Raw genomic sequence first — 22,147 nt, 5'->3', positions numbered from 1 at the left:
ATATGAACGAATTTACCTCTATTCTGCCCGAATTAATTAAGAATATAATAACAGGAATGCCTCATTTCCTTCCGGAAATTGTGCTGATCATTACCTTTATTGTGGTTATTCTCGTGGATCTTTTTTACCCGGGAAAGAAGTCTGTACATACCTATGTTCTAGTTTTAACCGGTATTGTTGTATCAGCCTTTTTTACGATTATTCAATATCAATCGTCCATAAATGGGATCAGCGTCTTTAATGATTCGCTAAAAATAGACCGGATAGGCATTATATTTAAACTGCTTTTTTCCGCGGTTGTCATTCTTTACGCGATTTTTATAAAGGGTAATATCCGGATGCAGAATCATAACAAAGGTATTGGTGATCTGTATATGCTCCTTCCTGCAGCTTTGCTTGGCCTAAACCTGATGGCTATGGCATCAAGCTTACTCATGGTATATATTTCCATTGAAATGGTCTCTCTAGCGTCTTATCTCATGGTAGGCTATGTGTCTGATGGCGAAAAGCAATCGGAAGCAGCAATGAAATATGCCCTTTTCGGAGGAGTTTGTTCCGCCATTATGTTATATGGCATGTCTTTATTATATGCCTTTACTGGTACACTCTCCTTATCTGATCCTCAGTTTATGATCCGGCTGGCTGAAATGCCTCAATCTGTAGCCGCTATCGCCATTATATTGGTATTAGTGGGTATCGGATTTAAGCTGGCTTTTGTGCCGCTTCACTTCTGGAGTCCTGATGTATATGAGGGTGCACCGATTCCTGTCACTGCATTCTTATCAACCGGACCAAAAATGGCAGGGTTTGCTGTTTTAATCCGATTTATGGAACCTTTCCATATTGCAAGCAATACTTCTCAGGGAACACCGGTTTTTGATTTTGTCGCTATTCTTTCAGTAATAGCTATAGGCTCTATGATTGTAGGCAACTTTGCAGCTATTTGGCAAAATAACATGAAGCGTATGCTGGCCTATTCGTCAATTGGACATACCGGATTGATCTTGATGGCTATCATAGTGAATTCAAACGATGGAATCAAAGCTATGCTGTTCTATTTGATGATGTATTCTATAGCCAACATGGCGGCATTCATGATTGCTGGAAAAATTGAGGAGCAGACAGGAATTATAAACATATCTTCTTATAAAGGATTAGGAAAAGTATTTCCCCTGGAGATGGTCTGTTTTGTCATTATTCTGATGTCTTTAACCGGTTTGCCTCCTTTAGCCGGTTTTATGGGGAAGGTCTTGATTTTTTCTGCTGCGATTGAAAGTTACAGTGCAACGAATTCCATATGGATGCTTTCCTTACTTATTGTAGCCGCATTAACTACTGTTGTTTCCTTATTTTACTATTTTAAAATACCTTTGAACGCTTTTTTAAGACAATCTGATGAAATTTTTATTGTTAAAGTGAAGCGTGATACACTGAGTTATATCAGTTTGATCCTAACCTTATTACTGATTCTCTGGGGTATTATGCCCGGCCTTTTAATTTAAAAGGCTAGTCTAAACTTATGTCATCTTTTCAGATATAGTTCTTTTTAACTTTAAAAATACTAATTTTGCGGGCTCATTGATATTCCATGAGTGAAGCAATAAAACATGAGTGCGGCATCGCACTCATCCGTCTATTAAAACCCCTTTCTTTTTATCAGGAAAAATACGGTACGGCCTTATACGGCTTAAATAAACTGTATTTATTAATGGAGAAACAGCATAATCGTGGCCAGGATGGTGCAGGTATAGCAACGATCAAATTGGATGTAACCCCAGGAAATCGCTATATCAGTCGCTACCGTGCAATGGGTTCTACTGCGGTATCCGAAGTTTTTGAACATGTTCAAAAGAAATTTGCTGATATTCAGAACATACCCGAGTTATTTCAGAATGCCGAATGGCTAAAGGAGAACATCAGTTTCACTGGTGAGGTTCTTATGGGTCATCTGCGTTATGGTACGCATGGTAAGAATAGTGTGGAAAATTGCCACCCTTTCCTTCGTCAGAATAACTGGATGAGCAGGAACCTGGTCATTGCCGGTAATTTTAATATGACCAATGTGGACGAACTCCTCGAGCAATTGTTTGAACTGGGGCAGCATCCAAAGGAGCGGGCAGATACGGTGACTGTTTTAGAAAAGATAGGGCACTTTCTTGATGATGAAAATCAGGTGCTATTTGACCATTTTAAATCCGAAGGTCATAGTAACGCTGAAATAAGTAGATTAATTGCTGATAATATTGATGTAGCCAAGATATTAAAACGCTCAGCTAAGACCTGGGATGGCGGCTATACGATTGAAGGTATATTCGGTCATGGTGACGCGTTTGTGATGCGTGATCCTGCTGGAATACGTCCCGCCTATTATTATCAGGACGACGAGGTTGTTGTGGTCACTTCAGAACGCCCTGCCATTCAAACTGCCTTTAATATCCCTATTGAAGCGGTTAAGGAAATTAAACCCGGACATGCGCTGATCATTAAAAAGAATGGTCAGATTTCGGAGGAAATGTTTCGTGAGCCTCAGGTTCAAAAATCATGTTCATTTGAACGGATCTATTTCTCCCGCGGAAGCGATGCTTCCATTTATCGGGAGAGAAAGCAATTGGGAAGATTGCTTTGTCCGCAGATCCTTGAAGCTGTAAACTGTGATTTAAAAAATACCGTATTCTCTTTCATTCCGAATACCGCAGAGGTTGCGTTTTATGGCATGGTTGAGGGACTTCATAAGTATATTAAGAAATACCAAAAGGAAACGCTCCTGAAGCGCTCTGATAAGATCTCTGATGAAGAACTCGATGAAGTGCTAAGTATGGCACCCCGGGTAGAAAAGATTGCGATTAAGGATGTAAAGCTTCGTACTTTTATTACGCAGGATGCCGACAGGCAGGACATGGTTTCTCATGTCTATGATACCACTTACGGAGTTGTGAAGAGCGGAGAAGATAATTTAGTTGTTATCGATGATTCAATTGTTAGAGGAACCACGCTGAGACAAAGTATTCTAAGGATCCTGGATCGGTTAGGTCCTAAACGGATCATCGTGGTTTCATCGGCCCCTCAAATTCGTTATCCGGACTGTTATGGTATTGACATGTCCCGAATGGGTGAGTTTGTTGCATTTGAAGCTGCTATTGCCTTATTGAAGGATGCAGGACTTGAACATATCATTGATGAGACCTATGCAAAGTGTCAACAGGCGATACTGGATGGCAAGGAGAAAAAGGAGAATTTCATCAAAGCGATTTATGCCCCATTTACTGACGATCAGATCTCAGAAAAGATTGCACAGATCATTTCACCTAAAGGTATTCAATCCAGTGTTAAGGTGATTTATCAAACCCTGGATAACCTGCACAAGGCTATTCCTGATCATCTGGGTGACTGGTATTTCTCCGGTAATTACCCTACCCCAGGAGGAAACAAAGTGGTGAACAAAGCCTTTATGAATTGGGTTGAAGGTAAAAATCAAAGAGCTTACGTTTAGATCAGCGGTATATTGAATACCAGATTATAAATTAATTTAAGTGCAAAAATCATTATGAGAGAACCAGCTACTCTATTTAAGAGTAAGATGTTTCTCTCTTTTATTTTGTAGCGTAATTTATTGGCATAATAAGCCTTTAGAGAATCCATGCTGAACTGAGTGATCAGAATTGATCCAAAGAAAGGTATCACCATTTCCGCTTTAATTTCTCCTGTTATGGAAATAATTCCACTGGTAACACTTACCCAATACAATAAAAGGGAAGGGTTGAATATGCACATCAGAAAACCTTTTATAAAATAACCGGTGTTCCTTTTTGTAGAAGTTACGTTATCATAATTAATCTGAACTTTTTTAAGCAGGTAATAAAAACCTATTCCCATCATTACTGCTGCACCTGCCATCCCAATAGGGACGCGGTACTGATTTTCAAACTGTATATAGGACGATCCATAAAGCGCCAAGGCCACATATATTACATCACTCAGTAAAACCCCCCCCGCAAGAAAAATGCCAGCATGAAAACCTCTTTCAATACTGGTTTTCAACAAAGCGAAGAAAACAGGGCCGGTTGCGAACGAAAGAACTATGCCAAGTCCTATACCAGAAATTATTGTTTCGAGCATCTAGTTTGGTTGGAAGTCTGCGAATATCTAAAATTATGATCAAAAAAGTGACTTATTCGTGTATTATATAAAAAATGACTTTTTAAAACCCTCATAATGATGTTAATATTCTCTTAGTAGTTGTAAATTAAATTAATTTTGAAAGGTTGTATTAGGTTAATCCTAATCCTATACGCCGTAAACAACTATTTATTGCTTTTTATGTTAGTAGAAAAACCAAGCTTCGGAAATATATTCATGAACTTAGCAAGCGATCTTGCTAAACGTTCGCACTGTGTTAAGGCTCAGGTTGGGGCCGTTTTAACAAAAGATACGCGTATTATATCCATCGGATATAATGGTCCTCCCGCAGGCACTCATAACTGTGATGAAGAGTTTCCTGAAACCGGTTGCGCCCGCGATGCCAAAGGAAGTTGCTCTTTGGCCTTGCATGCAGAGGAAAATGCAATTCTATATGCTTCAAAAAATGGAACAGACCTTGAAGGGGCTACCTTATATGTTACCTTGTCACCCTGTCTTTCTTGTGCACGAATCATCTTTTCAACTGGTATCAAAAAGGTGTTGTATAAAAACTCCTATGCGCAGTATAAAGGTTTAGCAAAGGATGAAGGCGTAGAATTTCTTAATCGCTTTGGTGTTGAAACCCAGCAGGTATTAATGTGATTTTGTAAGTTCGTCTAGCAGGATCACTGCTATGGCATCAATCGTTTGGGTGATGATGTCTTCGGGGCTTCCTTCAAATAAAAATTTAGTTTCCCACGTTTTTCCTTTGATACAGCCGCTTACAAAAATAGTCCCTACTGGTTTATCCGGAGATTCATCCTCTACAGGGTGTGCAAGTCCGGTAACCGCGATCATCACATCTGCAGGAATTAAACTTTTTAATCCCTTTACCAGTAGCTGAGTGACTTCAGGAGATTCTGCCGTATATTTATCAATAATATCCGGACTGATGCCCAGCAGATTTTCTTTCACCGACCGGTCGTAACAAACAACAGAACCTAATGTAATAGATCCACAGTTGGGCACAGAGCTGAAGTCATGTATAAGCTTTCCAGCCGTTACACTTTCAGCAAATGATATCGTCATCCCTTTTTCCAAAAGAGTATGACAGCAGGCAATGACGGTTTTTGGTATCATGGAAATAAATATAAAAATAATTTAATGAAAGCAAATACATATATCCTGTTACAGTGCATATTTAACTAACAATATCTATTTTTGAATGTTGTTGGAGCAGACGTGGAACTCTAATTCTGTGTTTGCTGTCAAATTTTACAACATATGTAGTATGTCACAATAAAAACCTATTGTGCTGTAATTTAACAGGAGATTTGATTTGTTTCCTGAAGTAGACCTTACCTAAATATAGATTTAATGAAAAATATTTTAACAATTACCTTAAACCCCGCTGTAGACAAAAGCTGCGCGGTAGACCTTATTGCTCCTGAAAAAAAATTAAGATGTAATACACCTCTTTACCACCCGGGTGGGGGAGGTATTAATGTGTCGCGCGGACTTGTGAGGCTGGATATTATTTCAACTGCTTTTTTCCTTTCAGGCGGTCGTACCGGTGATTTGCTCAAAGAATTAATCGCTGCAGAGCGGGTTGAGGTTGATCCTTTTGAAGTATCAGCAGAAACCAGAGAAAACTTCATTGTAGTAGAAAAATCAACCAATCAACAATATCGCTTCGGAATGCCTGGTTATGCCATTTCTGAGGACGAGCAGCAAAAAATCCTGGATAAAATAAGCAAACTTAGCCCATTCCCCGATATTGTAGTTATAAGCGGCAGTATGCCTCCGGGGGTATCCGCTTTGTATTTGAGAAAGCTGGTTAAGCTAGTCAAAGAAAAATCAGCTAAAGTTATTGTCGATACTTCAGGAGACGCTTTGAGAGAGGTTTTAGAAGAAGGAGTGTTCCTGCTTAAGCCCAATTTAGGTGAGCTAGGTACCCTTACGGGGATAGAGTCATTGGATAATGATTCAGCAAACGAAGCTGCAAGACAATTAATTGATCAAGGGAAAGCAGAGATCGTAGTAGTCTCTATGGGCCCCCAGGGAGCTTACCTGGTTACTAAAGATGTGGCGGAGTATATTCCGGCACCAGCTGTAAAGAAACTAAGTACAGTAGGAGCCGGAGATAGTATGGTTGCCGGCATGGTTTCGGTGTTAGCAAGGGATGGTTCTTACTCAGATATGGCCAAAATGGGTGTTGCATGTGGTACAGCGGCGACCATGAACCCCGGAACAGGCTTATTTAAAAGAGAGGATGCCGAACGTTTATTCAACTGGTTAAGCAAACCCTTCTTTATGAATTTATCGGAGAGTAAACTGATCTAACATATTCATCACATCAATACCAATACTTCCATCACATGGATTTGGCCCTTTGTCCAGGAAATAATCAACGACTAATTGTATCATAGGATGTTGAATATTTTCTGGCAGGTTGAATTCTATACGCTCATCTTTTCCGTTCTTGCTCAGAATATAGTAGTTGCCAAATACCGAAAAGGTGATTTTGCCCTCTGAGCCCATAATCACACAGCGGTCAAGTTGTTCTTCCGGAGGCACACTGAAACACCACAATCCGGAGAAGAATATCCCGTTTTCAAAAAGAAGTTCTCCTGCAACGATATCGTCTGCTTTATAATATCCTGCCTGGTTAGCTGAAATGCCACGAGCGAATTTAATTGGGCCAAAAAAGAAAAGCATCAAATCAAGCTGATGAGGAGCAAGGTCATGAAACAGCCCCCCTCCAGAAATCTCTGGGTTCACTCTCCAGTTATCGTCAGTTTGGGTTATTAAGGGCGACTCATATTGTTGCAACATGTGAAGATTAGCATACCTAATGTCGCCAATAGCCTTACTGTCAATTAATTCCTTAATTTTATTAAATATTGGAAGTCCTCTGCGGTAATGCGCCACAGTTAATTTAACTTGTTGCTCTTCCGATGCTTTAAACATCCGTTCCGCTGAGTCCCTGGAAAGTGTCATCGGTTTTTCTACATACACCGGTTTACCCGCTTTCATGGCTTCCAGTGAATACTTCTCATGCGAATCCGGGGGCGTAGCAATATAAATAGCATTTACCTCAGGGTCATTGATCAGTTCTGATGCGTCAGTATACCATTTCGGTACACCATGCCGCCTGGCATAATCTTCCGCTTTAGCAGCATCGCGTCTCATTACTGCTACTAATTTAGAATTCGGCACCTTATTAAATGCAGGTCCACTTTTCCTTTCCGTAACATCTCCACAACCAATTATTCCCCAGTTAATCGTATTCATGCTTTTCTTTATTTAATGATATCTAATGACTTTAACCAATGCTGTACCCGCTCTGTCCATTGATCGGGAGTTCTGCCTGGAACCTGACCAAATCCATGTCCTCCTTTAGGATACAAATGCATTTCCGCAAGAACACCATGAGCTATCAGGCTTTGGTAAAACACGATACTATTTCCAACCGGAACCGTTTTGTCGTCTCCTGCTTGGATCAAAATAGTTGGAGGAGTGTCTGATGTAACCTGCAACTCATTGGAATACAGTTTTATTTGTTCAGATGAAGCCGTATTACCTAACAATTTATCCCTTGAGCCTTTGTGCATTAAACTATCGCTTAAGCTGATCACCGGATAAACTAGTACCATAAAATCCGGACGAAGATTGGTACCTTCTTTATTAGGGATAACCGCCTTAGCAAAATGAGTTCCAGCAGTAGAAGCAAGGTGTCCACCTGCAGAAAAGCCAAGGATTCCTACCTTGGCAGGGTTAATTTTCCACTCAGTCGCCCGCATACGGATGGTTTTTATGCCTTGCTGTGCATCCTGCAGAGGTCCGATCGTTTTATCCACCATAATTTTATCAGATGGTAATCGGTATTTTAGTACAAATGCGGCAATGCCCATTTTGTTAAATTCTTTGGCAATATCCATCCCTTCGTGAGTATAGGCTACAATACTATAACCGCCTCCCGGAATAATTAATACTGCAGCACCTGTAGCGGCACTTGCTTCCGGTAAATAGATTTCAAGGGTTGGTTGAGATACCTTACCATATCTGATCTGCCCTTCTGCATTGACCACTTTTTCTTCCTTATAATCGGGAGCAGTAACGGAATTAGGAACTTTTCCTGTATATAGTGGAATGATGCTTTGTGCGCTGAGCTCCATTGAAATGAGTAGTCCTGACAAAAGAATTAATATTTTATACATTGGTTTTATTTTAAGCGCAATATAGCAATAGTATCTAAAAACACCTATTAGAACTATGTAGAAAATTTTTTGTTAATGGTATAAATTTGCTTTCATGATTATAAATAAACAAATGGAGATAAACGGTCTCCAAGTACAATATAGAATTAAAGAGTCTTCTCGGAAGGATGTTACCCTGATTTTTATCCATGGATTTCCGTTCGATCTGACTATATGGGGTAATCAACTGGAAATTTTGCCCGAAAATGTTCAGGGGATTGCCTATGATATCAGGGGATTTGGTGGAAGTGAAAGCGGACATTGTTTCTTTAGTATTGATCTGTTTGCCGCTGATTTGAACAATCTCATCAAGACCTTATCGCTAAAAAATGTAGTGCTTTGCGGCGTATCTATGGGAGGCTATATTGCTCTCCGGACACTTCAGCGCTCATCAGAGAACATAGTGGGATTGATCCTTTGTGATACGAATGCCTTAGCTGACACGAATGAAGCTAAATTAAAACGGTTTGCCTCCATAGAACAAATCACTCATGGAGCAAAGAAGGAGTTCGCAGAAGGGTTTTTGAAAAATATATTTAGTGACAAAACAGCCCAAACCAATCAGGACACGGTGGACCATATTACCAATTTGGTGTACAATACCAAAGATTTTACCATCTGTTCCGCTCAACTTGCATTGGCATCTCGTACAGATTCCACTTCCTTCCTGTGCCAGGTTGAGATTCCGGTACTCGTTATGAGGGGAGCAGAAGATGTGTTGATGCCTCGGGAACAAGCTGAAATGTTGCATCATCAATTGAATAATTCCCGAATAGTGAATATTGCTAATGCCGGACATCTGCCAAACGTAGAGAATCCAACCGCGTTTAACGTGGAAATGATGGATTTTTTATCTCAATTTTTAAAAGATTGATTATGACCGAAACCGAACAATTGTTGGAGGAGAATGACCTTTTTTATGTAAATGAGACTACACCAGGCATTATCCGGAAAAAGAACGGGAAAGGTTATGTTTATGTTGATGAAAAGGGAGCAGAGATAGCAGACGAAATAATCCTGAAAAGAATTAAAAGTCTGGTTTTACCTCCAGCATGGGTAAATGTTTGGATCGCTTACCATCACAATGCTCATTTGCAGGCTACCGGCATTGATCAGGCCGGTAGAAAACAGTACCGTTATCATTCTACCTGGTCGTCATTTCGAAACGAAAGTAAGTTTTACAGACTCCTTGAATTTGGGAAAAGGCTGCCTGAGTTTCGTAGAAAACTGCAAAAGGATTTAAAACGCAAGAACTTTGATGAGCGTAAAGTACTGGCTATATCCGTCAACTTTATGCAAAAAACTAATATTCGGATCGGTAATGAATCATATAAGGAGTTGTACGGTTCATATGGTTTAAGTACCCTGCGTGATAAACATATCAAAATTGAAGGAAGCAACATGAAGCTGACCTTCAAAGGCAAAAAAGGAGTGATGCATGATATTAATCTTACCGATAGGAACCTAGCCCGATTGGTTAAGAAATGTAAGGATATTCCCGGACAAGAGCTTTTTCAGTACTACAATGCTGCGGGGAAACATTGTTCTATAGATTCCGGTATGGTTAACCGATATCTGAAGGAAGTAACTCGTTGCGACTTCACCGCAAAAGATTTCAGAACCTGGTCCGGTTCTTTGGAAGCTCTAAGAGCCTATTCCGAGATGGAATATTCCGGGCAAATTACCATACGAAAGAAAACCACTCTAGCCGTTCTGGATCATGTATGTCATAAATTAGGAAATACGCGTACTGTTTGTAAAAAATATTACATTTTTCCTCCACTTATAGAAGCATACGAAGCCGGTTCACTATTTTCTTATCTAAAAAAGGTAAGTAAAAGTCAAAATCAAAGTGCCGATACTTCCTTAAATTCAGATGAAAAGGTGCTGTTAAGTTTTCTGCGTTCGGAAAGGAAAAAGAGAAATTCTCTGAAATAACGAAAAGTAGGCTAATATAATTAAGAATTAAAGTAAGACCCTTGAAAGTAAATCACTGAAAGGTAATTAGTGTTAGATCATATCTGTGAAAAGCTTGCAAAGCTAACATCATTGCTTAATATACACTATCTAAAAGTTTGTAAGAGAACGGGTAACTGAAATTAGATCCTGAAGTAAACAAAAATAAGTTGTTGAACTCCGCCTACAAGATTCCACATCTTCAGTCTGAGCTTCGTATAAATTTTCATACTATTTAATTGTACTTTATACATAGAAAATAGCTTGCCAAATACCTGCATTTGAAGGTAATTAGCAAAGTTTTATCTATTAACTCAAGTGTTGTGACATTATCACGTTAAAAGAGGGTGTTTTAACCTTGGTTAATACTTGGATCTTAATGGGTTGTACCAAATAAACTACACTCAAATTGCAGAATTTAGCACTTAGATGATACAAAGTGTTGTATCATTACGCAATTTTCTGTAGCTTTGCCCTGCAAATAAACACCTATTTGCTATGCAGCTTGATCCTGAAAAATTCGTTTCCGATGGTCTTACATACGATGACGTTTTACTCATACCAGCTTATTCTGAAGTCCTCCCAAGGGATGTGAATACCAGCTCCTTTCTTACAAAGAAAATTCGCTTAAATATTCCTATTGTTTCAGCAGCTATGGATACTGTTACTGAGTCAGAACTGGCAATCGCAATTGCACAGGCTGGTGGTATCGGCATTCTGCATAAGAATATGACGATTGAACGTCAGGCTGAACAAGTAAGGAAAGTAAAGCGATCTGAAAGTGGGATCATTCAGGATCCGGTAACTCTTCCTGAAAACGCCTTAGTAGGAGAGGCCAGCAAAATCATGAAGGATAATGGCATCGGAGGGATTCCGGTGATTAATCCGGATGGTATCTTAGTGGGCATTATCACAAATCGTGACCTTCGTTTCCAAAAAGATATGAGTTTGCCTTTGAGTAAGGTCATGACTAAGGAAAACCTGATCACTGCTGTACAGGGAACTACATTGGTGGAGGCAGAGGTGATCTTACAGGAATATAAAATAGAGAAGCTTCCGGTAGTAAACAGTGATGGAAAGCTTGTTGGTCTGATTACATTCAAAGACATCCAAAAATATAAAAACTACCCTTTGGCTTGTAAAGATGATTTAGGTCGTTTACGTGTTGGAGCAGGTGTTGGCGTTGCCGCTGATAACATTGAACGAGTCACTGCATTGGTTCAGGCCGGTGTGGATGTAGTAGTTGTCGATACCGCTCACGGTCATTCTGCCGGAGTGATCAACATGGTTAAAGCTATTAAAAAATTATATCCCGAGCTGCAGGTTATAGCAGGAAATATAGGTACTGCTGAAGCGGCTATTGCGCTGGCAGATGCTGGCGCAGATGCTGTAAAAGTAGGTATTGGTCCCGGTTCAATTTGCACCACCCGTATTGTGGCTGGTGTAGGTGTTCCTCAACTCTATGCCGTTTACGAATGCGCTAAGGCACTCCGGGGACGAAATGTTCCGGTAATAGCCGATGGCGGTATTAAGCAAACCGGCGATATTGTAAAAGCCTTAGCGGCCGGAGCAAGCACCATCATGGCAGGTTCCTTATTTGCGGGTGTGGAAGAATCTCCGGGTGAAACTATTCTGTATGAGGGTAGAAAGTTTAAATCTTACCGTGGTATGGGATCTGTGGATGCGATGGAAAAAGGATCTAAGGATCGCTATTTTCAAGACGATACCGATGTGGTTACTAAACTGGTTCCAGAAGGAATTGTAGGTCGTGTTCCTTACAAAGGCACATTGAGCGAGGTAATTTACCAATACATAGGCGGTTTAAGAGCAGGAATGCATTACTGTGGTGCTGCTACTATAGAACAACTGCAGAATGCCCGTTTTGTACGCATCACCGCTGCTGGAATGAGAGAAAGCCACCCACACGATATCACTATTACTAAAGAAGCACCAAATTATACCAGCAGATAGCTGAGGTTAAATAAACAGATCAGGAAATTTACTTCCTGATCTGTTTATTATCAAATTTCAACGTGCAGATGCTAAACTTATAAACGGCTTGCCACTGTAAAGGAGACAAGATAAGGTCAGAAAGGCAAATTGAAGCTTACTCCTTGCTTGCTTGTTCGCCCTATCACCCTTGGTGCTGGCTTGCAGCTTCGACTCGAGTCGAACCATGAAGCGTCAACGGAGCCGGATATAAGCCAGCACCAGAACAGATGTTGCCTGGCTGACCCGAATCATTTATATTCTAGTCCTTTCTTGTTTATCTTAATCAAAACATTAATTTTCATTTTGTATTTTAGTTTTCTATGAAAAGTATATGCGTCTATTGCGGGTCTGGTTTCAACGGAAATCCAGCGTTAAAGGAATCAATTGAAAAATTAGCCTCTATATTTATAAGTAAAAAGATCAACCTGGTTTACGGTGGAGGAAATGTTGGGTTAATGGGATTGATTTCTACTGCGATTATGGAAAACGGCGGGACAGTAACAGGGGTAATTCCTCAGTTTTTGTTCGATCAGGTGCCTCATATCGAATTGACACAACTCATCATTACGGAGAATATGCATCAGCGGAAGAAAAATATGGCTGATATCTCGGATGGTTTCATCATCCTCCCCGGTGGATTAGGTACGATGGAGGAGTTTTTTGAAGTGCTAACCTGGCTTCAGCTAGGCTTGCATAATAAACCAATTGGGGTTCTAAATATTGGAGGATATTACGATCATCTTTTTGCGCAAATGAATGTTATGGTAGAACAGAAATTTTTAAAGCAAGAGAACCGCGAAATGGTATTTAATGAGTCGGATCCGGAGGTGTTGCTAGCAAAAATGAGTCAGTTTAATGGCATAACAGATGAGCTTTGGTTTAAGGAGCGTAATCTTACATAAAGCTGATTGGTATCCCTTATAAATCTCGTATTTTTGTAAAATAATTAATTTTTATGTATCAGGAAACAGAACATGTTCAATGCCTAATTATAGGTTCAGGACCAGCAGGATATACTGCAGCAATTTATGCAGCCCGCGCTGATCTTAAGCCAGTATTATATACAGGGATTGTTCCAGGTGGACAGCTTACCCAAACTACTGATGTAGAAAACTTCCCAGGATACCCTGATGGGATCATGGGGCCGGTTATGATGGAAGATTTTCGCAAGCAGGCAGAGCGTTTTGGTACCCAAATCAGGTTTGGCTATGCTACTTCAGTAGATTTTTCCAGCACGCCTCATAAAGTGGTTATTGATGAAGTTAGAACGATCACAGCTGATACGGTAATCATTGCTACCGGTGCGACAGCAAAATGGCTAGGTCTTCCCAGTGAACAAAAATATAACGGTTTTGGCGTTTCCGCCTGTGCTGTATGTGATGGGTTCTTTTTTAAAGGCCTGGAAGTAGCTATTGTAGGTGCAGGTGATACTGCAGCAGAAGAGGCGACTTACCTGGCTAAACTGTGCAGTAAGGTGCATATGTTGGTGAGGAGAGATGAATTCAGAGCTTCCAAGACTATGAAATTCCGCGTATTGAATACCCCTAATATTGAGATCCACTACAACACAGTGACTGAAGAAATAGTGGGTGATGGGCTGAATGTAACTGGAATCAGGGTTCGAAATAACCAAACAGAAGAAGAAAAGATTATTCCGGTAGCTGGATTTTTCGTGGCTATAGGACATAAGCCGAATACGGATATCTTTAAAGGCTGGTTAGATATGGATGAAACCGGTTATCTGATTACAAAAAGTGATTCGACACAAACCAATATAGAAGGTGTATTTGCCTGTGGCGATGCGCAGGACCATCTATTCCGTCAAGCTGTAACGGCTGCTGGAACAGGTTGTATGGCTGCTCTGGAAGCAGAACGCTACCTGGCTGCGAAGGAATTTGAACAAACCGTTTAAGCTTTATATTTCCATTAAAATATAAATTGCCTTCTGAAGCAATTTATATCCTTCAAATTCTGAAACTCTTATATGCAGAAAAGAATTTTTTTTACACTTTTATTTTCGATTATTACTATTGTTTTACTGGTAGGCCTTTTCTTTTACATGAAGAAGCAATTCGTAGAAACACGTACTGAAATTACGGCGGATGTAATGATTGAAAAGATCACCAATATCGGCAAGCTGGAACTGGTGAAATACAATATGAAAGATGTGATAGAGAAGAAAGAGTTGAGGACTTTATTGCCTGATAAAAGGATTTTACTCGTTGCTGCAGGAGAAGTGGCGGGTTGTATCGATCTAACCAAAATGAAACAGGAAGATATTGAGAAGTCAACACCCGACTCAATCACTGTTTATTTACCTCAACCTGAGATCTGTTATTTTAAATTGGATCATAAAAGGTCACGCGTTTACGATGTAACGGGATCTTGGTTTGCTGATGATACGAAGACGATGGTAGAGGAGATTTATAAACTTGCGGAGCAGCGGATTTTGCAAAATGCAAAAGACATGGATATATTGGGCAAGACCAGAGAGAATGCATTTGTTATTTTTAAGCCTATTCTAGAGAATATTTCCGGTAAACGTGTTGGTATCAAGTTTAAATAATTTATTTTTAGCGTCAATTGTTTAATTCAAGTATCGAACATGAAAATTTCTTATCAGATTATCATTTCTTCCTTATTTTTGGTGGCTACTACTTCCATGGTGTCCTGTACTTCAACTACTAAAGATCAGAAGCAGGTGAAAGACTCGGTTGCAAAGGTCGTTCTTCCGCAACCTTTCCATGTACATAAGGTCGTCGAAATAAAACCAGGTTTAACGTTGGATATATTGAGTTGGGGTAGGGGAGCCAAATTGTCGGCTGCATATCTTATTCTGCGTTCCGACTCGTTGAATAATGAGTATAAGTCTATCACTGGTGAACTGGATGGAAAGATCACGGATGCCTGGAATATGGATATGGATTCGGATGGGAATCCGGAGTTGTTCATACAGGCAGTAGGTACAGAAAAGGATCATTACTTATCTCTTTACGTGTATGAATTTTCTGAAAGCGGATCTTATAAAGAGCTTAAATTCCCGGATTTAACGAATTCAACAAAGAAATTATACCGCGGGAAAGATTTGCTTTATATCAAGGATGGTGCATTATTCAGAGAGTTTTCTCTATTTGATGAAAGTGATACTGCCGGCACAAAACCAACTGGTAAAAAGTTATTGGGGTATAGTATCCGGGGGAATAGTTTTGCTGTAAATGAGATTAAAGCAGATAAAAAAGCTGATTAATGGAACTGGTTCTTTAATTTTTCCAGGTTGTTGATCATATCATCAAGCCGCTCCTGCTCGCGTTTCCTGTAACCAATCATGAGTTTCCAGCATACGAGAAACCAGCCTATGGTGAATACGGCAGCTAGAATAGTCTGCCACAGCGGCGATACATAATATACTTCGATGGAATACAGGCAGATGGCCAAGCCAATAAACAAGCTGTATATTAAGTAATTCCGTGTGTTAAACCGGTGTCGGCTACTACTGTATTCTTTTAAATAATGGATATACTCGTCTGGTTTTTGTAATACCTGATCAGAGTGCGACAGGCTTTTATAATCCAGAAACTCAACCATCACATAATATAAGCAACAACTAATGAGGATGGCGAGGGAAACGTGAGTCGTCCACATGAGGAACGAAAAGTTGAGCCAAATCCAGATAAATAGAATTATACCTGCCAGCATGACAAGCGTTTCTAAGCGTATTTTGTTCGATAAACTACGATTCGATTTCCTGACATCTTTTAGGATGTCCTCATAGTTCATCTTAGGTTCATCTGTCTGACCCTTCCACAAATCCTTCAAAGCGTTAAAATCTTTCATAACGATTATATATTTCAGTCAGCTTATTTTTAATGCGATGTATTTTAACACGTAAATTACCTTCAGATACTCCTGAGATATCGGCAATTTCAGCGTAAGGCAGTTCATCCAGAACCATGGTTATAATGAGGCGTTCATGTTCCTCGAGTTGAGCAATACATTTGTATAATTTATCGACCTGCTCATTTTTATCGGAAACTTCTTCCGTACTGTTTTCAATGATATCGTTTGTTAATGGTTCTTTAGCCTGGCGTTTCTCTACCCGGAGCCAGGACAGGCATGTATTTACCGCTATTCTATAAATCCAGGTGGATATCATGGCTTGATTTCTGAATTTATCCAGGTTTTGCCATACCTTCATAAAGGTTTCCTGCATCAGATCATTTGCAGCATCGTCATCACCGGTATAACCGTAACATAGGTGATAAATCTTTTTGGAATTCGCCTTGAAAATATCGCCAAAAAGAGTTTCCTTATGTGTCATTAAAATTTAGATAGTAGGAGTGGTTTTTTGTTACAAAGTATACTTTTCTTTATGAAAGCCACTAATGAACTTTTCGGCTTGATCCAATAAGGCGATGTAAGACCCGCTATAATCCAATTGAAGGTCATCGTGAAGCCTTGCGAATGATTTATGAATCTTCTCCAGTTGTCGGGTAAATAAAGCAAATAGGGCTTTATTAGACAATCTGACGTCTGCATAGTTGACCATCATCGTGGCAAACCAGGTAAGAAGTGTGATTTCAACTTCAATTGACGACGTATAACGAATATGTTTCGTAACAATACGAAGCTGTTTCCGAAGCTCTTTCATCTTTAAATAATTGCTTTTATTCAAAGATTCCAGGCTGGGTTGAAGGGATGATTTAACTTTTTCGGCATAATCGAGTGGAAATTCAGACTCATAAAGCAAATAATGAAGGAATTCTTTGTTTTCTTTTTTAAATTTAGCCAGTTTAAAACAGATTTCAACCAATTCGGTGGGATTGATGCTTTTTAACTCTTTTTTTATTTCAGTTAGACTTTCGGGTTTCATCAGAAATCATTATTTGTGTGGTAAAGCTAAAAAAATTACATTTGTTAAGATTAAAATGTCTTCATGAAGTTAAATAATTCGGGTTATACTGCTCTCATCACGGTTTCCATAGCCGCTATTCTATTGTTTTTAAATCAGTATAACATTTTTACTATACCTGATGTTGCCTTAATTTTCTCGAGATGGCTTGCTATTGCAGGCTTAGTTTTTTATGCTATAATGAAGAAATCATTAACCTCCTGGATTTTAGTATCTATGGTTATTGGTGCTGAAATAGGGCATGATTATCCGCAGATCGGAATGGATCTACAGGTACTAAGTAAGATTTTTCTTAAAATGATCAAGACCATTGTGGCCCCTTTACTATTTGCGACGCTGGTATATGGTATTGCAGGGCATGCTGACTTAAAGCAAGTGGGCAGAATGGGCTGGAAGTCGATTTTATATTTCGAAGTAGTTACAACGATTGCTTTGTTTATTGGATTAGCAGCTATTAATATTTCACAGGCTGGCGTAGGTATTAAGATTCCTGCAGGAATTCATGAAGAGTTACCCGCTGTTACTGCACAAACCACTACAGATATTATCCTACATATATTTCCGGAGAACATTGCTAAATCTATCGCGGAAGGGCAGATTCTGCAAGTCGTTATTTTTAGTATTTTATTTGGCATTGGGTTAGCCATGGTTAGGGAAGATAAACGGTTGCCGATGTTGAACTTCGTAGAAAGTCTTTCTGAGGTGATGTTCAAATTTACGAATATCGTGATGTATTTTGCGCCAATTGGTGTTGGTGCAGCCATTGCTTATACCGTTGGGCATATGGGATTGGGCATTTTGGTCAACTTGATACAGCTTTTAGCCACGCTTTATGTAGCATTACTGGTCTTTCTGTTGGGTGTTTTGTTGCCAATAGCACTGATTGTAGGTGTTCCGATTAAACAGTTTTTAGCGGCAATAGCAGGACCTGTGTCCATTGCATTTGCTACAACTAGTTCTGAAGCAGCACTCCCGCGTGCAATGGAGAACCTGGAAAAGATGGGTGTTCCCCGGAAAATTGTCGCATTCGTAATGCCTACAGGATATAGTTTTAATTTAGATGGAACAACGTTATATTTGGCCTTAGCAACTGTCTTTGTAGGACAGGCCGCTGGAATGAATTTAACCTTTGGACATCAGGTAATTATAGGTTTTACATTGATGCTGACCAGTAAGGGTGTTGCCGGAGTGCCAAGAGCCTCCTTGGTTATATTATTGGGTACTGCGGCTTCCTTTGGGATGCCAACCTGGCCCATATTTATAATCTTGGGTATTGACGAACTAATGGATATGGCCAGGACGTCGGTAAATGTGATTGGAAATTGTTTGGCAACAATCGTAGTGGCGAAGTGGGAGAATGAGTTCCATCCGGTAAAGGACTAATTATAAATATGAAAGATAGAGGGAAAAAGATATTTCTTGCAGCAAGTGTTATTGTGCCTTTTATGCTCTACTGTGGGTATTATTATGGTATGATGGTTAAGAATGCACCGTATAAGTTTTCTGAGTTTGAGTCATTTACCTACAGGTATGGTACGGGTGATTCGCTGTTGAATCAATATGATTCGAAAACCCAGAACTATCAATATATCGATAGTGATGATTCCTTGGTTAAAACAAAATTGAAATTAACTAAAGATGACCTTCTTTACTTACATAGAAAAGCGACTGATTATGGCTTTTGGGATTTTCCAACACAGATAAGAGGCCGCAAAGATCAGGCTGGCGTTAATTCGCCGCATTATTATATTAAATTCAAATATAAACGTAAATCTAAAGAAGTGTATTTTGATTTGAATTACGATGGTAATCCGAAGTTGAAAGATGCTGTGCGGGTTTTGATTGAAACGATCAATAAAAGTTTAGATGAGGCCCAAGCGCGTACAGAAACAAATAAACCGGCTTAAACGTTAATTATTTAGCTTTTAATTATAGTTTTTATGGAGGCATTATTAATTATTGATGTTCAAAATGACTTTCTTTCAGGTGGAAGTCTTGAAATTAAACATGGTGATGAAGTTATTCCTGTAATTAATAAATTGCAAGAGCACTTTAAACTGGTTGTAGCTACGCAGGATTGGCACCCTATTTCTCATAAGAGTTTTGCCTCTAATCATCCTGGCAAGGAGATTTACGACACCATAGACATTAAGGGTTTACCCCAGGTTTTATGGCCGGATCATTGTGTTCAGGCTTCTCCAGGTGCCACTCTGTCTGAAAAACTTAGTCAGCATCGAATTGAAGCAATATTTAGAAAAGGGACAAATCCAGATATAGACAGTTACAGTGCATTCTTTGATAATGGCCATTTGAAGTCGACCGGATTGGCGGATTATTTAAGAGGTAGGGGAGTTACCTGTGTTTATATTGTTGGCTTAGCAGGTGATTTTTGTGTTTATTACTCTGCCAAGGATGCGATAAAAGAAGGTTTTGAGACTTTTATTATTGATGATGCGGTACGATCAGTGTTTCCAGATAAATTTGCAGCAGTGGCGGCAGAGATTATAAAAGAGGGCGGGTATGTGATTCAGAGTAATGAATTGCTTATTGTTGCCTGATCTATTTGAAGAATGGGATCATTGAGTTATTTAATTCAAAGATTAATATTTAATAGGTTGTTTGATCAAGCTTGTTCCTGGTGATTTAGGCAACCGGTTCAGTCGATATTCATAGTAATTTAAAAATAGGTGTATTCTAGATTATGCTTTCTGTATAAAGTTTTCTATTAGCAGGATTAAGCTGTTCCTGCTAATAGAAAACTTTATACACAACCAAATTGCTTTCTATTTTATTTTGAGAACTCTTTACCGAAAAGGTAATCGTGTACTTCAGTTATGGAGTTGGATCTTAATGCCTTAACAGCAGACTTTATACTCTCTTTAGATACACCCCATTTGTTGGCCCAATAGTCAACTTCTTCATCAATATACATACTGATGAGAGTTTTTTCTTTATAAGATTTATTGGCAGTTTTCATGATCATTAGTTTGTATAATAAAATGTGATAATTTCGATATTGTTTTAGTAAATGTTTGATTTAACTGAATGTTTGTATAAAATTAACATTGGTGTAATTAAGCTTGAAATAATAGAAAATAGATGTATGAACTCATATATACGATTGCGATTAATTAATTGTAGCGTATGAAATAAATATTCACTGTATTTGAGAATAATTAGGAAGATTTGTATCTGAAATCTTTTGCTATTAGGCCCTATTTGAATTTCTGAGCAGAAAAATTCAATATTTATTGTGTTTTTTTTTCGTAAACAGTTCGGTTAAATCGTAGCATACCAAGGGAGTAGCTTGTGTTTGATATAACTGGATGATTACACCCAAATCGTTAAGATGGGCGGGGAGTTTTTAGTTTATTCGGGTTAAGCAGGGAGTTGTCAGTAAAGGATGCTTCTGTACTTCAGCAGAACCTAATTCTTGCCGTACCATGATATTTAATCGCAAAAACAGGTCTAATTCATTAAAACCGAAGTCAAATGCTATAAAACAATAAATAACCGTAGATTATAGCTTCGTTTTAATTATTTTTAGCAACTGATAAAAGCAAACTCATAATAGAATTTTAGTACATAATGAAAATTAAAAAATTTGGAGGTACATCTGTAGGAAGTCCCGAACGGATGAAAAACCTTCTCTCCATAATTCAACCCGAAGAAAGGCAAATTGTAGTATTATCTGCAGTAGCCGGTACGACAAACAGTTTAGTTGAAATCTCCCAATCATACCTGAGCGGAGATAAGCGAAAGGCAAAGCAGCTGTTGGATTCATTATACGAGAAATACAAGCTATTTGTATCAACACTGTACTCTACTGAAGAAGGTAAAAAAAATGGTACAGAATTAATTAATTATCATTTCTCTATTATAGGTTCATTTTCAACCGATCTGTTTACACCAGTAGAAGAAAAAGTTATCCTTGCTCAAGGGGAATTACTATCGACTACACTTTACCATTTTTATTTAACAGAGTTAGGGATTAAATCCATATTGCTGCCAGCTCTTGATTTTATGCGGATTGATGAGGACAATGAGCCTATGGTTGATTATTTGAGATCGCATATCCATCCTTTAATTGATAGCAGGCCAGATCATCATTTGTTTATTACACAGGGATATATTTGCCGCAATTCATTTGGCGAAACAGACAACCTGCGAAGAGGGGGAAGTGACTATACGGCCTCACTTATAGGTGCAGCTATCATGGCAGAAGAGGTTCAGATATGGACCGATATAGATGGCATGCATAATAATGATCCACGGATTGTTCAAGGGACTAAACCTATTGCGCAATTATCTTTTGATGAGGCTGCCGAGCTTGCTTATTTTGGTGCGAAAATATTACATCCTCAGAGTGTTTTTCCTGCACAGAAGTACAAAATACCGGTCAGGTTATTGAACACAATGGAACCATCTGCTCCCGGTACATTGATTACAGATGATAGTGAAAGAGGTAAAATTAAATCAATTGCTGCAAAGGATAATATTACCTCAATCAGGATACAATCAAGCAGAATGTTACTTGCATACGGCTTTTTAAGAAAGGTATTTGAAGTTTTCGAGCGTTACAAGACGCCAATTGACATGATTACAACTTCTGAAGTGGCTGTTTCAGTAACCATTGATGATACGCGGTACTTAGCTGAAATATTGCAGGAGCTGAAAGTATTTGGTACGGTTAAATCTGTTTCTGATCAATCTATCATATGTGTGGTGGGCGATTTTTCCTATCACTCTCATGGATTCGCCTCACGTGTTTTCGAGTCATTAAAGCATTTATCTATCGGAATGATATCCTATGGAGCCAGTGATTGCAATATTTCCTTAGTGGTAGACACGACTGATAAAATTGAAGCTTTAAGAAGTCTTCATAGTAGATTATTTTAAATTCTATTCGCCTTTT

General features: G+C 39.0%; 23 protein-coding genes. 15 read left to right on the top strand and 8 right to left on the bottom strand.

Annotation, left to right across the window (positions count from 1 at the left end; translation table 11 throughout):
* Positions 1-2 precede the first annotated feature (2 nt).
* Positions 3-1,502, top strand: a complete 1,500-nt coding sequence (locus BFL47_RS00610) for an NADH-quinone oxidoreductase subunit N (RefSeq protein WP_069657851.1) — start codon at positions 3-5, stop codon at positions 1,500-1,502.
* An 86-nt stretch (positions 1,503-1,588) separates the two neighbouring features.
* Positions 1,589-3,490 (top strand): class II glutamine amidotransferase, encoded by a 1,902-nt coding sequence (locus BFL47_RS00605; protein WP_069657850.1) that lies wholly within the window; start codon positions 1,589-1,591, stop codon positions 3,488-3,490.
* Here BFL47_RS00605 and BFL47_RS00600 read toward each other — a convergent pair.
* Entirely contained in the window at positions 3,487-4,116 is a 630-nt protein-coding gene (locus BFL47_RS00600; RefSeq protein ID WP_069657849.1) for a LysE family translocator, read from the bottom strand. The genes BFL47_RS00605 and BFL47_RS00600 overlap by 4 nt on opposite strands.
* 237 nt (positions 4,117-4,353) lie before the next feature.
* On the opposite strand from BFL47_RS00600, the gene BFL47_RS00595 reads away from it, so the two are divergent.
* Positions 4,354-4,779 (top strand): deoxycytidylate deaminase, encoded by a 426-nt coding sequence (locus BFL47_RS00595; protein ID WP_245681262.1) that lies wholly within the window; start codon positions 4,354-4,356, stop codon positions 4,777-4,779.
* On the opposite strand, the gene BFL47_RS00590 is transcribed toward BFL47_RS00595, so the two are convergent.
* Positions 4,771-5,256: a CinA family protein gene (locus BFL47_RS00590; RefSeq protein ID WP_069657847.1), complete on the bottom strand. Its 486-nt coding sequence runs from the start codon at positions 5,254-5,256 to the stop codon at positions 4,771-4,773. The genes BFL47_RS00595 and BFL47_RS00590 overlap by 9 nt on opposite strands.
* Before the next feature lie 237 nt (positions 5,257-5,493).
* Here BFL47_RS00590 and BFL47_RS00585 point away from each other — a divergent pair, with 237 nt between their 5' ends.
* Positions 5,494-6,459, top strand: a complete 966-nt coding sequence (locus BFL47_RS00585; RefSeq protein WP_069657846.1) for a 1-phosphofructokinase family hexose kinase — start codon at positions 5,494-5,496, stop codon at positions 6,457-6,459.
* Here the strand turns inward: BFL47_RS00585 and BFL47_RS00580 are convergent.
* Entirely contained in the window at positions 6,436-7,410 is a 975-nt protein-coding gene (locus BFL47_RS00580; RefSeq protein ID WP_069657845.1) for a Gfo/Idh/MocA family protein, read from the bottom strand. The genes BFL47_RS00585 and BFL47_RS00580 overlap by 24 nt on opposite strands.
* Positions 7,411-7,418: 8 nt before the next feature.
* On the bottom strand, positions 7,419-8,336 hold the full coding sequence (locus tag BFL47_RS00575) for an alpha/beta hydrolase (RefSeq protein WP_069657844.1): 918 nt from the start codon (positions 8,334-8,336) through the stop codon (positions 7,419-7,421).
* Positions 8,337-8,430: 94 nt separating this feature from the next.
* Between BFL47_RS00575 and BFL47_RS00570 the strand changes: the two genes are divergently transcribed.
* The 7 genes from BFL47_RS00570 to BFL47_RS00540 all read left to right on the top strand — a co-directional run bounded on the left by BFL47_RS00570 (position 8,431) and on the right by BFL47_RS00540 (position 15,570).
* Complete coding sequence (locus BFL47_RS00570) at positions 8,431-9,249, top strand: alpha/beta fold hydrolase (RefSeq protein ID WP_069657843.1); 819 nt, start codon at positions 8,431-8,433, stop codon at positions 9,247-9,249.
* A 2-nt stretch (positions 9,250-9,251) separates the two neighbouring features.
* Complete coding sequence (locus tag BFL47_RS00565) at positions 9,252-10,313, top strand: DNA topoisomerase IB (protein WP_069657842.1); 1,062 nt, start codon at positions 9,252-9,254, stop codon at positions 10,311-10,313.
* 516 nt (positions 10,314-10,829) lie between these two features.
* Positions 10,830-12,302, top strand: a complete 1,473-nt coding sequence (guaB, locus tag BFL47_RS00560; protein WP_069657841.1) for an IMP dehydrogenase — start codon at positions 10,830-10,832, stop codon at positions 12,300-12,302.
* Between the two features lie 341 nt (positions 12,303-12,643).
* Positions 12,644-13,225, top strand: coding sequence for an LOG family protein (locus BFL47_RS00555; protein WP_069657840.1), 582 nt, complete (start codon positions 12,644-12,646; stop codon positions 13,223-13,225).
* Positions 13,226-13,278: 53 nt separating this feature from the next.
* On the top strand, positions 13,279-14,235 hold the full coding sequence (gene trxB / locus BFL47_RS00550) for a thioredoxin-disulfide reductase (RefSeq protein WP_069657839.1): 957 nt from the start codon (positions 13,279-13,281) through the stop codon (positions 14,233-14,235).
* 72 nt (positions 14,236-14,307) lie between these two features.
* Positions 14,308-14,889, top strand: a complete 582-nt coding sequence (locus BFL47_RS00545; protein WP_069657838.1) for a DUF4230 domain-containing protein — start codon at positions 14,308-14,310, stop codon at positions 14,887-14,889.
* A 39-nt stretch (positions 14,890-14,928) separates the two neighbouring features.
* Positions 14,929-15,570, top strand: a complete 642-nt coding sequence (locus tag BFL47_RS00540; protein ID WP_069657837.1) for a hypothetical protein — start codon at positions 14,929-14,931, stop codon at positions 15,568-15,570.
* Here the strand turns inward: BFL47_RS00540 and BFL47_RS00535 are convergent.
* The 3 genes from BFL47_RS00535 to BFL47_RS00525 are packed head-to-tail and all read right to left on the bottom strand — an operon-like array spanning position 15,567 to position 17,193.
* Positions 15,567-16,157, bottom strand: coding sequence for a hypothetical protein (locus tag BFL47_RS00535; protein ID WP_069657836.1), 591 nt, complete (start codon positions 16,155-16,157; stop codon positions 15,567-15,569). The genes BFL47_RS00540 and BFL47_RS00535 overlap by 4 nt on opposite strands.
* Positions 16,144-16,641 carry an RNA polymerase sigma factor gene (locus BFL47_RS00530; RefSeq protein WP_069657835.1) on the bottom strand — a complete coding sequence of 166 codons (498 nt, stop codon included), beginning with the start codon at positions 16,639-16,641 and terminating at the stop codon, positions 16,144-16,146. The genes BFL47_RS00535 and BFL47_RS00530 overlap by 14 nt, the downstream gene beginning before the upstream one ends.
* 30 nt (positions 16,642-16,671) lie before the next feature.
* Positions 16,672-17,193 (bottom strand): hypothetical protein, encoded by a 522-nt coding sequence (locus BFL47_RS00525; RefSeq protein ID WP_069657834.1) that lies wholly within the window; start codon positions 17,191-17,193, stop codon positions 16,672-16,674.
* Between the two features lie 63 nt (positions 17,194-17,256).
* Here BFL47_RS00525 and BFL47_RS00520 point away from each other — a divergent pair, with 63 nt between their 5' ends.
* Genes BFL47_RS00520 through pncA form a run of 3 tightly spaced genes read left to right on the top strand, consistent with a single transcriptional unit; the run spans position 17,257 to position 19,790 of the window.
* Positions 17,257-18,615, top strand: coding sequence for a dicarboxylate/amino acid:cation symporter (locus tag BFL47_RS00520; protein WP_069657833.1), 1,359 nt, complete (start codon positions 17,257-17,259; stop codon positions 18,613-18,615).
* Positions 18,616-18,623: 8 nt separating this feature from the next.
* Positions 18,624-19,139: a hypothetical protein gene (locus BFL47_RS00515; RefSeq protein WP_083256916.1), complete on the top strand. Its 516-nt coding sequence runs from the start codon at positions 18,624-18,626 to the stop codon at positions 19,137-19,139.
* Positions 19,140-19,172: 33 nt separating this feature from the next.
* Entirely contained in the window at positions 19,173-19,790 is a 618-nt protein-coding gene (pncA, locus tag BFL47_RS00510; RefSeq protein WP_069657832.1) for a bifunctional nicotinamidase/pyrazinamidase, read from the top strand.
* Positions 19,791-20,020: 230 nt separating this feature from the next.
* Here pncA and BFL47_RS00505 read toward each other — a convergent pair whose 3' ends face one another.
* Entirely contained in the window at positions 20,021-20,215 is a 195-nt protein-coding gene (locus BFL47_RS00505) for a DUF3606 domain-containing protein (RefSeq protein WP_083256915.1), read from the bottom strand.
* 605 nt (positions 20,216-20,820) lie between these two features.
* On the opposite strand from BFL47_RS00505, the gene BFL47_RS00500 reads away from it, so the two are divergent.
* Positions 20,821-22,131 (top strand): aspartate kinase, encoded by a 1,311-nt coding sequence (locus tag BFL47_RS00500; protein ID WP_069657830.1) that lies wholly within the window; start codon positions 20,821-20,823, stop codon positions 22,129-22,131.
* The last annotated feature ends 16 nt before the right edge of the window (positions 22,132-22,147 follow it).

The sequence above is a fragment of the Arcticibacter eurypsychrophilus genome, from assembly GCF_001730525.1.
In the GTDB taxonomy this organism is placed as follows: Bacteria; Bacteroidota; Bacteroidia; order Sphingobacteriales; family Sphingobacteriaceae; genus Arcticibacter; species Arcticibacter eurypsychrophilus.
This window is presented reverse-complemented; position numbering and strand designations above follow the sequence as displayed.

Excerpts from the sequence above, each read along its gene's own strand:
- BFL47_RS00540 (WP_069657837.1), top strand. The coding sequence starts at position 14,929 with ATGAAAATTTCTTATCAGATTATCATTTCTTCCTTATTTTTGGTGGCT.
- trxB (WP_069657839.1), top strand. The coding sequence starts at position 13,279 with ATGTATCAGGAAACAGAACATGTTCAATGCCTAATTATAGGTTCAGGA.
- BFL47_RS00530 (WP_069657835.1), bottom strand. The coding sequence starts at position 16,641 with ATGACACATAAGGAAACTCTTTTTGGCGATATTTTCAAGGCGAATTCC.
- BFL47_RS00570 (WP_069657843.1), top strand. The coding sequence starts at position 8,431 with ATGATTATAAATAAACAAATGGAGATAAACGGTCTCCAAGTACAATAT.
- BFL47_RS00600 (WP_069657849.1), bottom strand. The coding sequence starts at position 4,116 with ATGCTCGAAACAATAATTTCTGGTATAGGACTTGGCATAGTTCTTTCG.
- BFL47_RS00575 (WP_069657844.1), bottom strand. The coding sequence starts at position 8,336 with ATGTATAAAATATTAATTCTTTTGTCAGGACTACTCATTTCAATGGAG.
- BFL47_RS00585 (WP_069657846.1), top strand. The coding sequence starts at position 5,494 with ATGAAAAATATTTTAACAATTACCTTAAACCCCGCTGTAGACAAAAGC.
- BFL47_RS00500 (WP_069657830.1), top strand. The coding sequence starts at position 20,821 with ATGAAAATTAAAAAATTTGGAGGTACATCTGTAGGAAGTCCCGAACGG.
- BFL47_RS00610 (WP_069657851.1), top strand. The coding sequence starts at position 3 with ATGAACGAATTTACCTCTATTCTGCCCGAATTAATTAAGAATATAATA.
- BFL47_RS00555 (WP_069657840.1), top strand. The coding sequence starts at position 12,644 with ATGAAAAGTATATGCGTCTATTGCGGGTCTGGTTTCAACGGAAATCCA.
- BFL47_RS00525 (WP_069657834.1), bottom strand. The coding sequence starts at position 17,193 with ATGAAACCCGAAAGTCTAACTGAAATAAAAAAAGAGTTAAAAAGCATC.
- BFL47_RS00565 (WP_069657842.1), top strand. The coding sequence starts at position 9,252 with ATGACCGAAACCGAACAATTGTTGGAGGAGAATGACCTTTTTTATGTA.
- BFL47_RS00535 (WP_069657836.1), bottom strand. The coding sequence starts at position 16,157 with ATGAAAGATTTTAACGCTTTGAAGGATTTGTGGAAGGGTCAGACAGAT.
- BFL47_RS00590 (WP_069657847.1), bottom strand. The coding sequence starts at position 5,256 with ATGATACCAAAAACCGTCATTGCCTGCTGTCATACTCTTTTGGAAAAA.
- BFL47_RS00505 (WP_083256915.1), bottom strand. The coding sequence starts at position 20,215 with ATGATCATGAAAACTGCCAATAAATCTTATAAAGAAAAAACTCTCATC.
- BFL47_RS00605 (WP_069657850.1), top strand. The coding sequence starts at position 1,589 with ATGAGTGAAGCAATAAAACATGAGTGCGGCATCGCACTCATCCGTCTA.
- BFL47_RS00515 (WP_083256916.1), top strand. The coding sequence starts at position 18,624 with ATGAAAGATAGAGGGAAAAAGATATTTCTTGCAGCAAGTGTTATTGTG.
- BFL47_RS00520 (WP_069657833.1), top strand. The coding sequence starts at position 17,257 with ATGAAGTTAAATAATTCGGGTTATACTGCTCTCATCACGGTTTCCATA.
- BFL47_RS00595 (WP_245681262.1), top strand. The coding sequence starts at position 4,354 with ATGAACTTAGCAAGCGATCTTGCTAAACGTTCGCACTGTGTTAAGGCT.
- pncA (WP_069657832.1), top strand. The coding sequence starts at position 19,173 with ATGGAGGCATTATTAATTATTGATGTTCAAAATGACTTTCTTTCAGGT.
- guaB (WP_069657841.1), top strand. The coding sequence starts at position 10,830 with ATGCAGCTTGATCCTGAAAAATTCGTTTCCGATGGTCTTACATACGAT.
- BFL47_RS00545 (WP_069657838.1), top strand. The coding sequence starts at position 14,308 with ATGCAGAAAAGAATTTTTTTTACACTTTTATTTTCGATTATTACTATT.
- BFL47_RS00580 (WP_069657845.1), bottom strand. The coding sequence starts at position 7,410 with ATGAATACGATTAACTGGGGAATAATTGGTTGTGGAGATGTTACGGAA.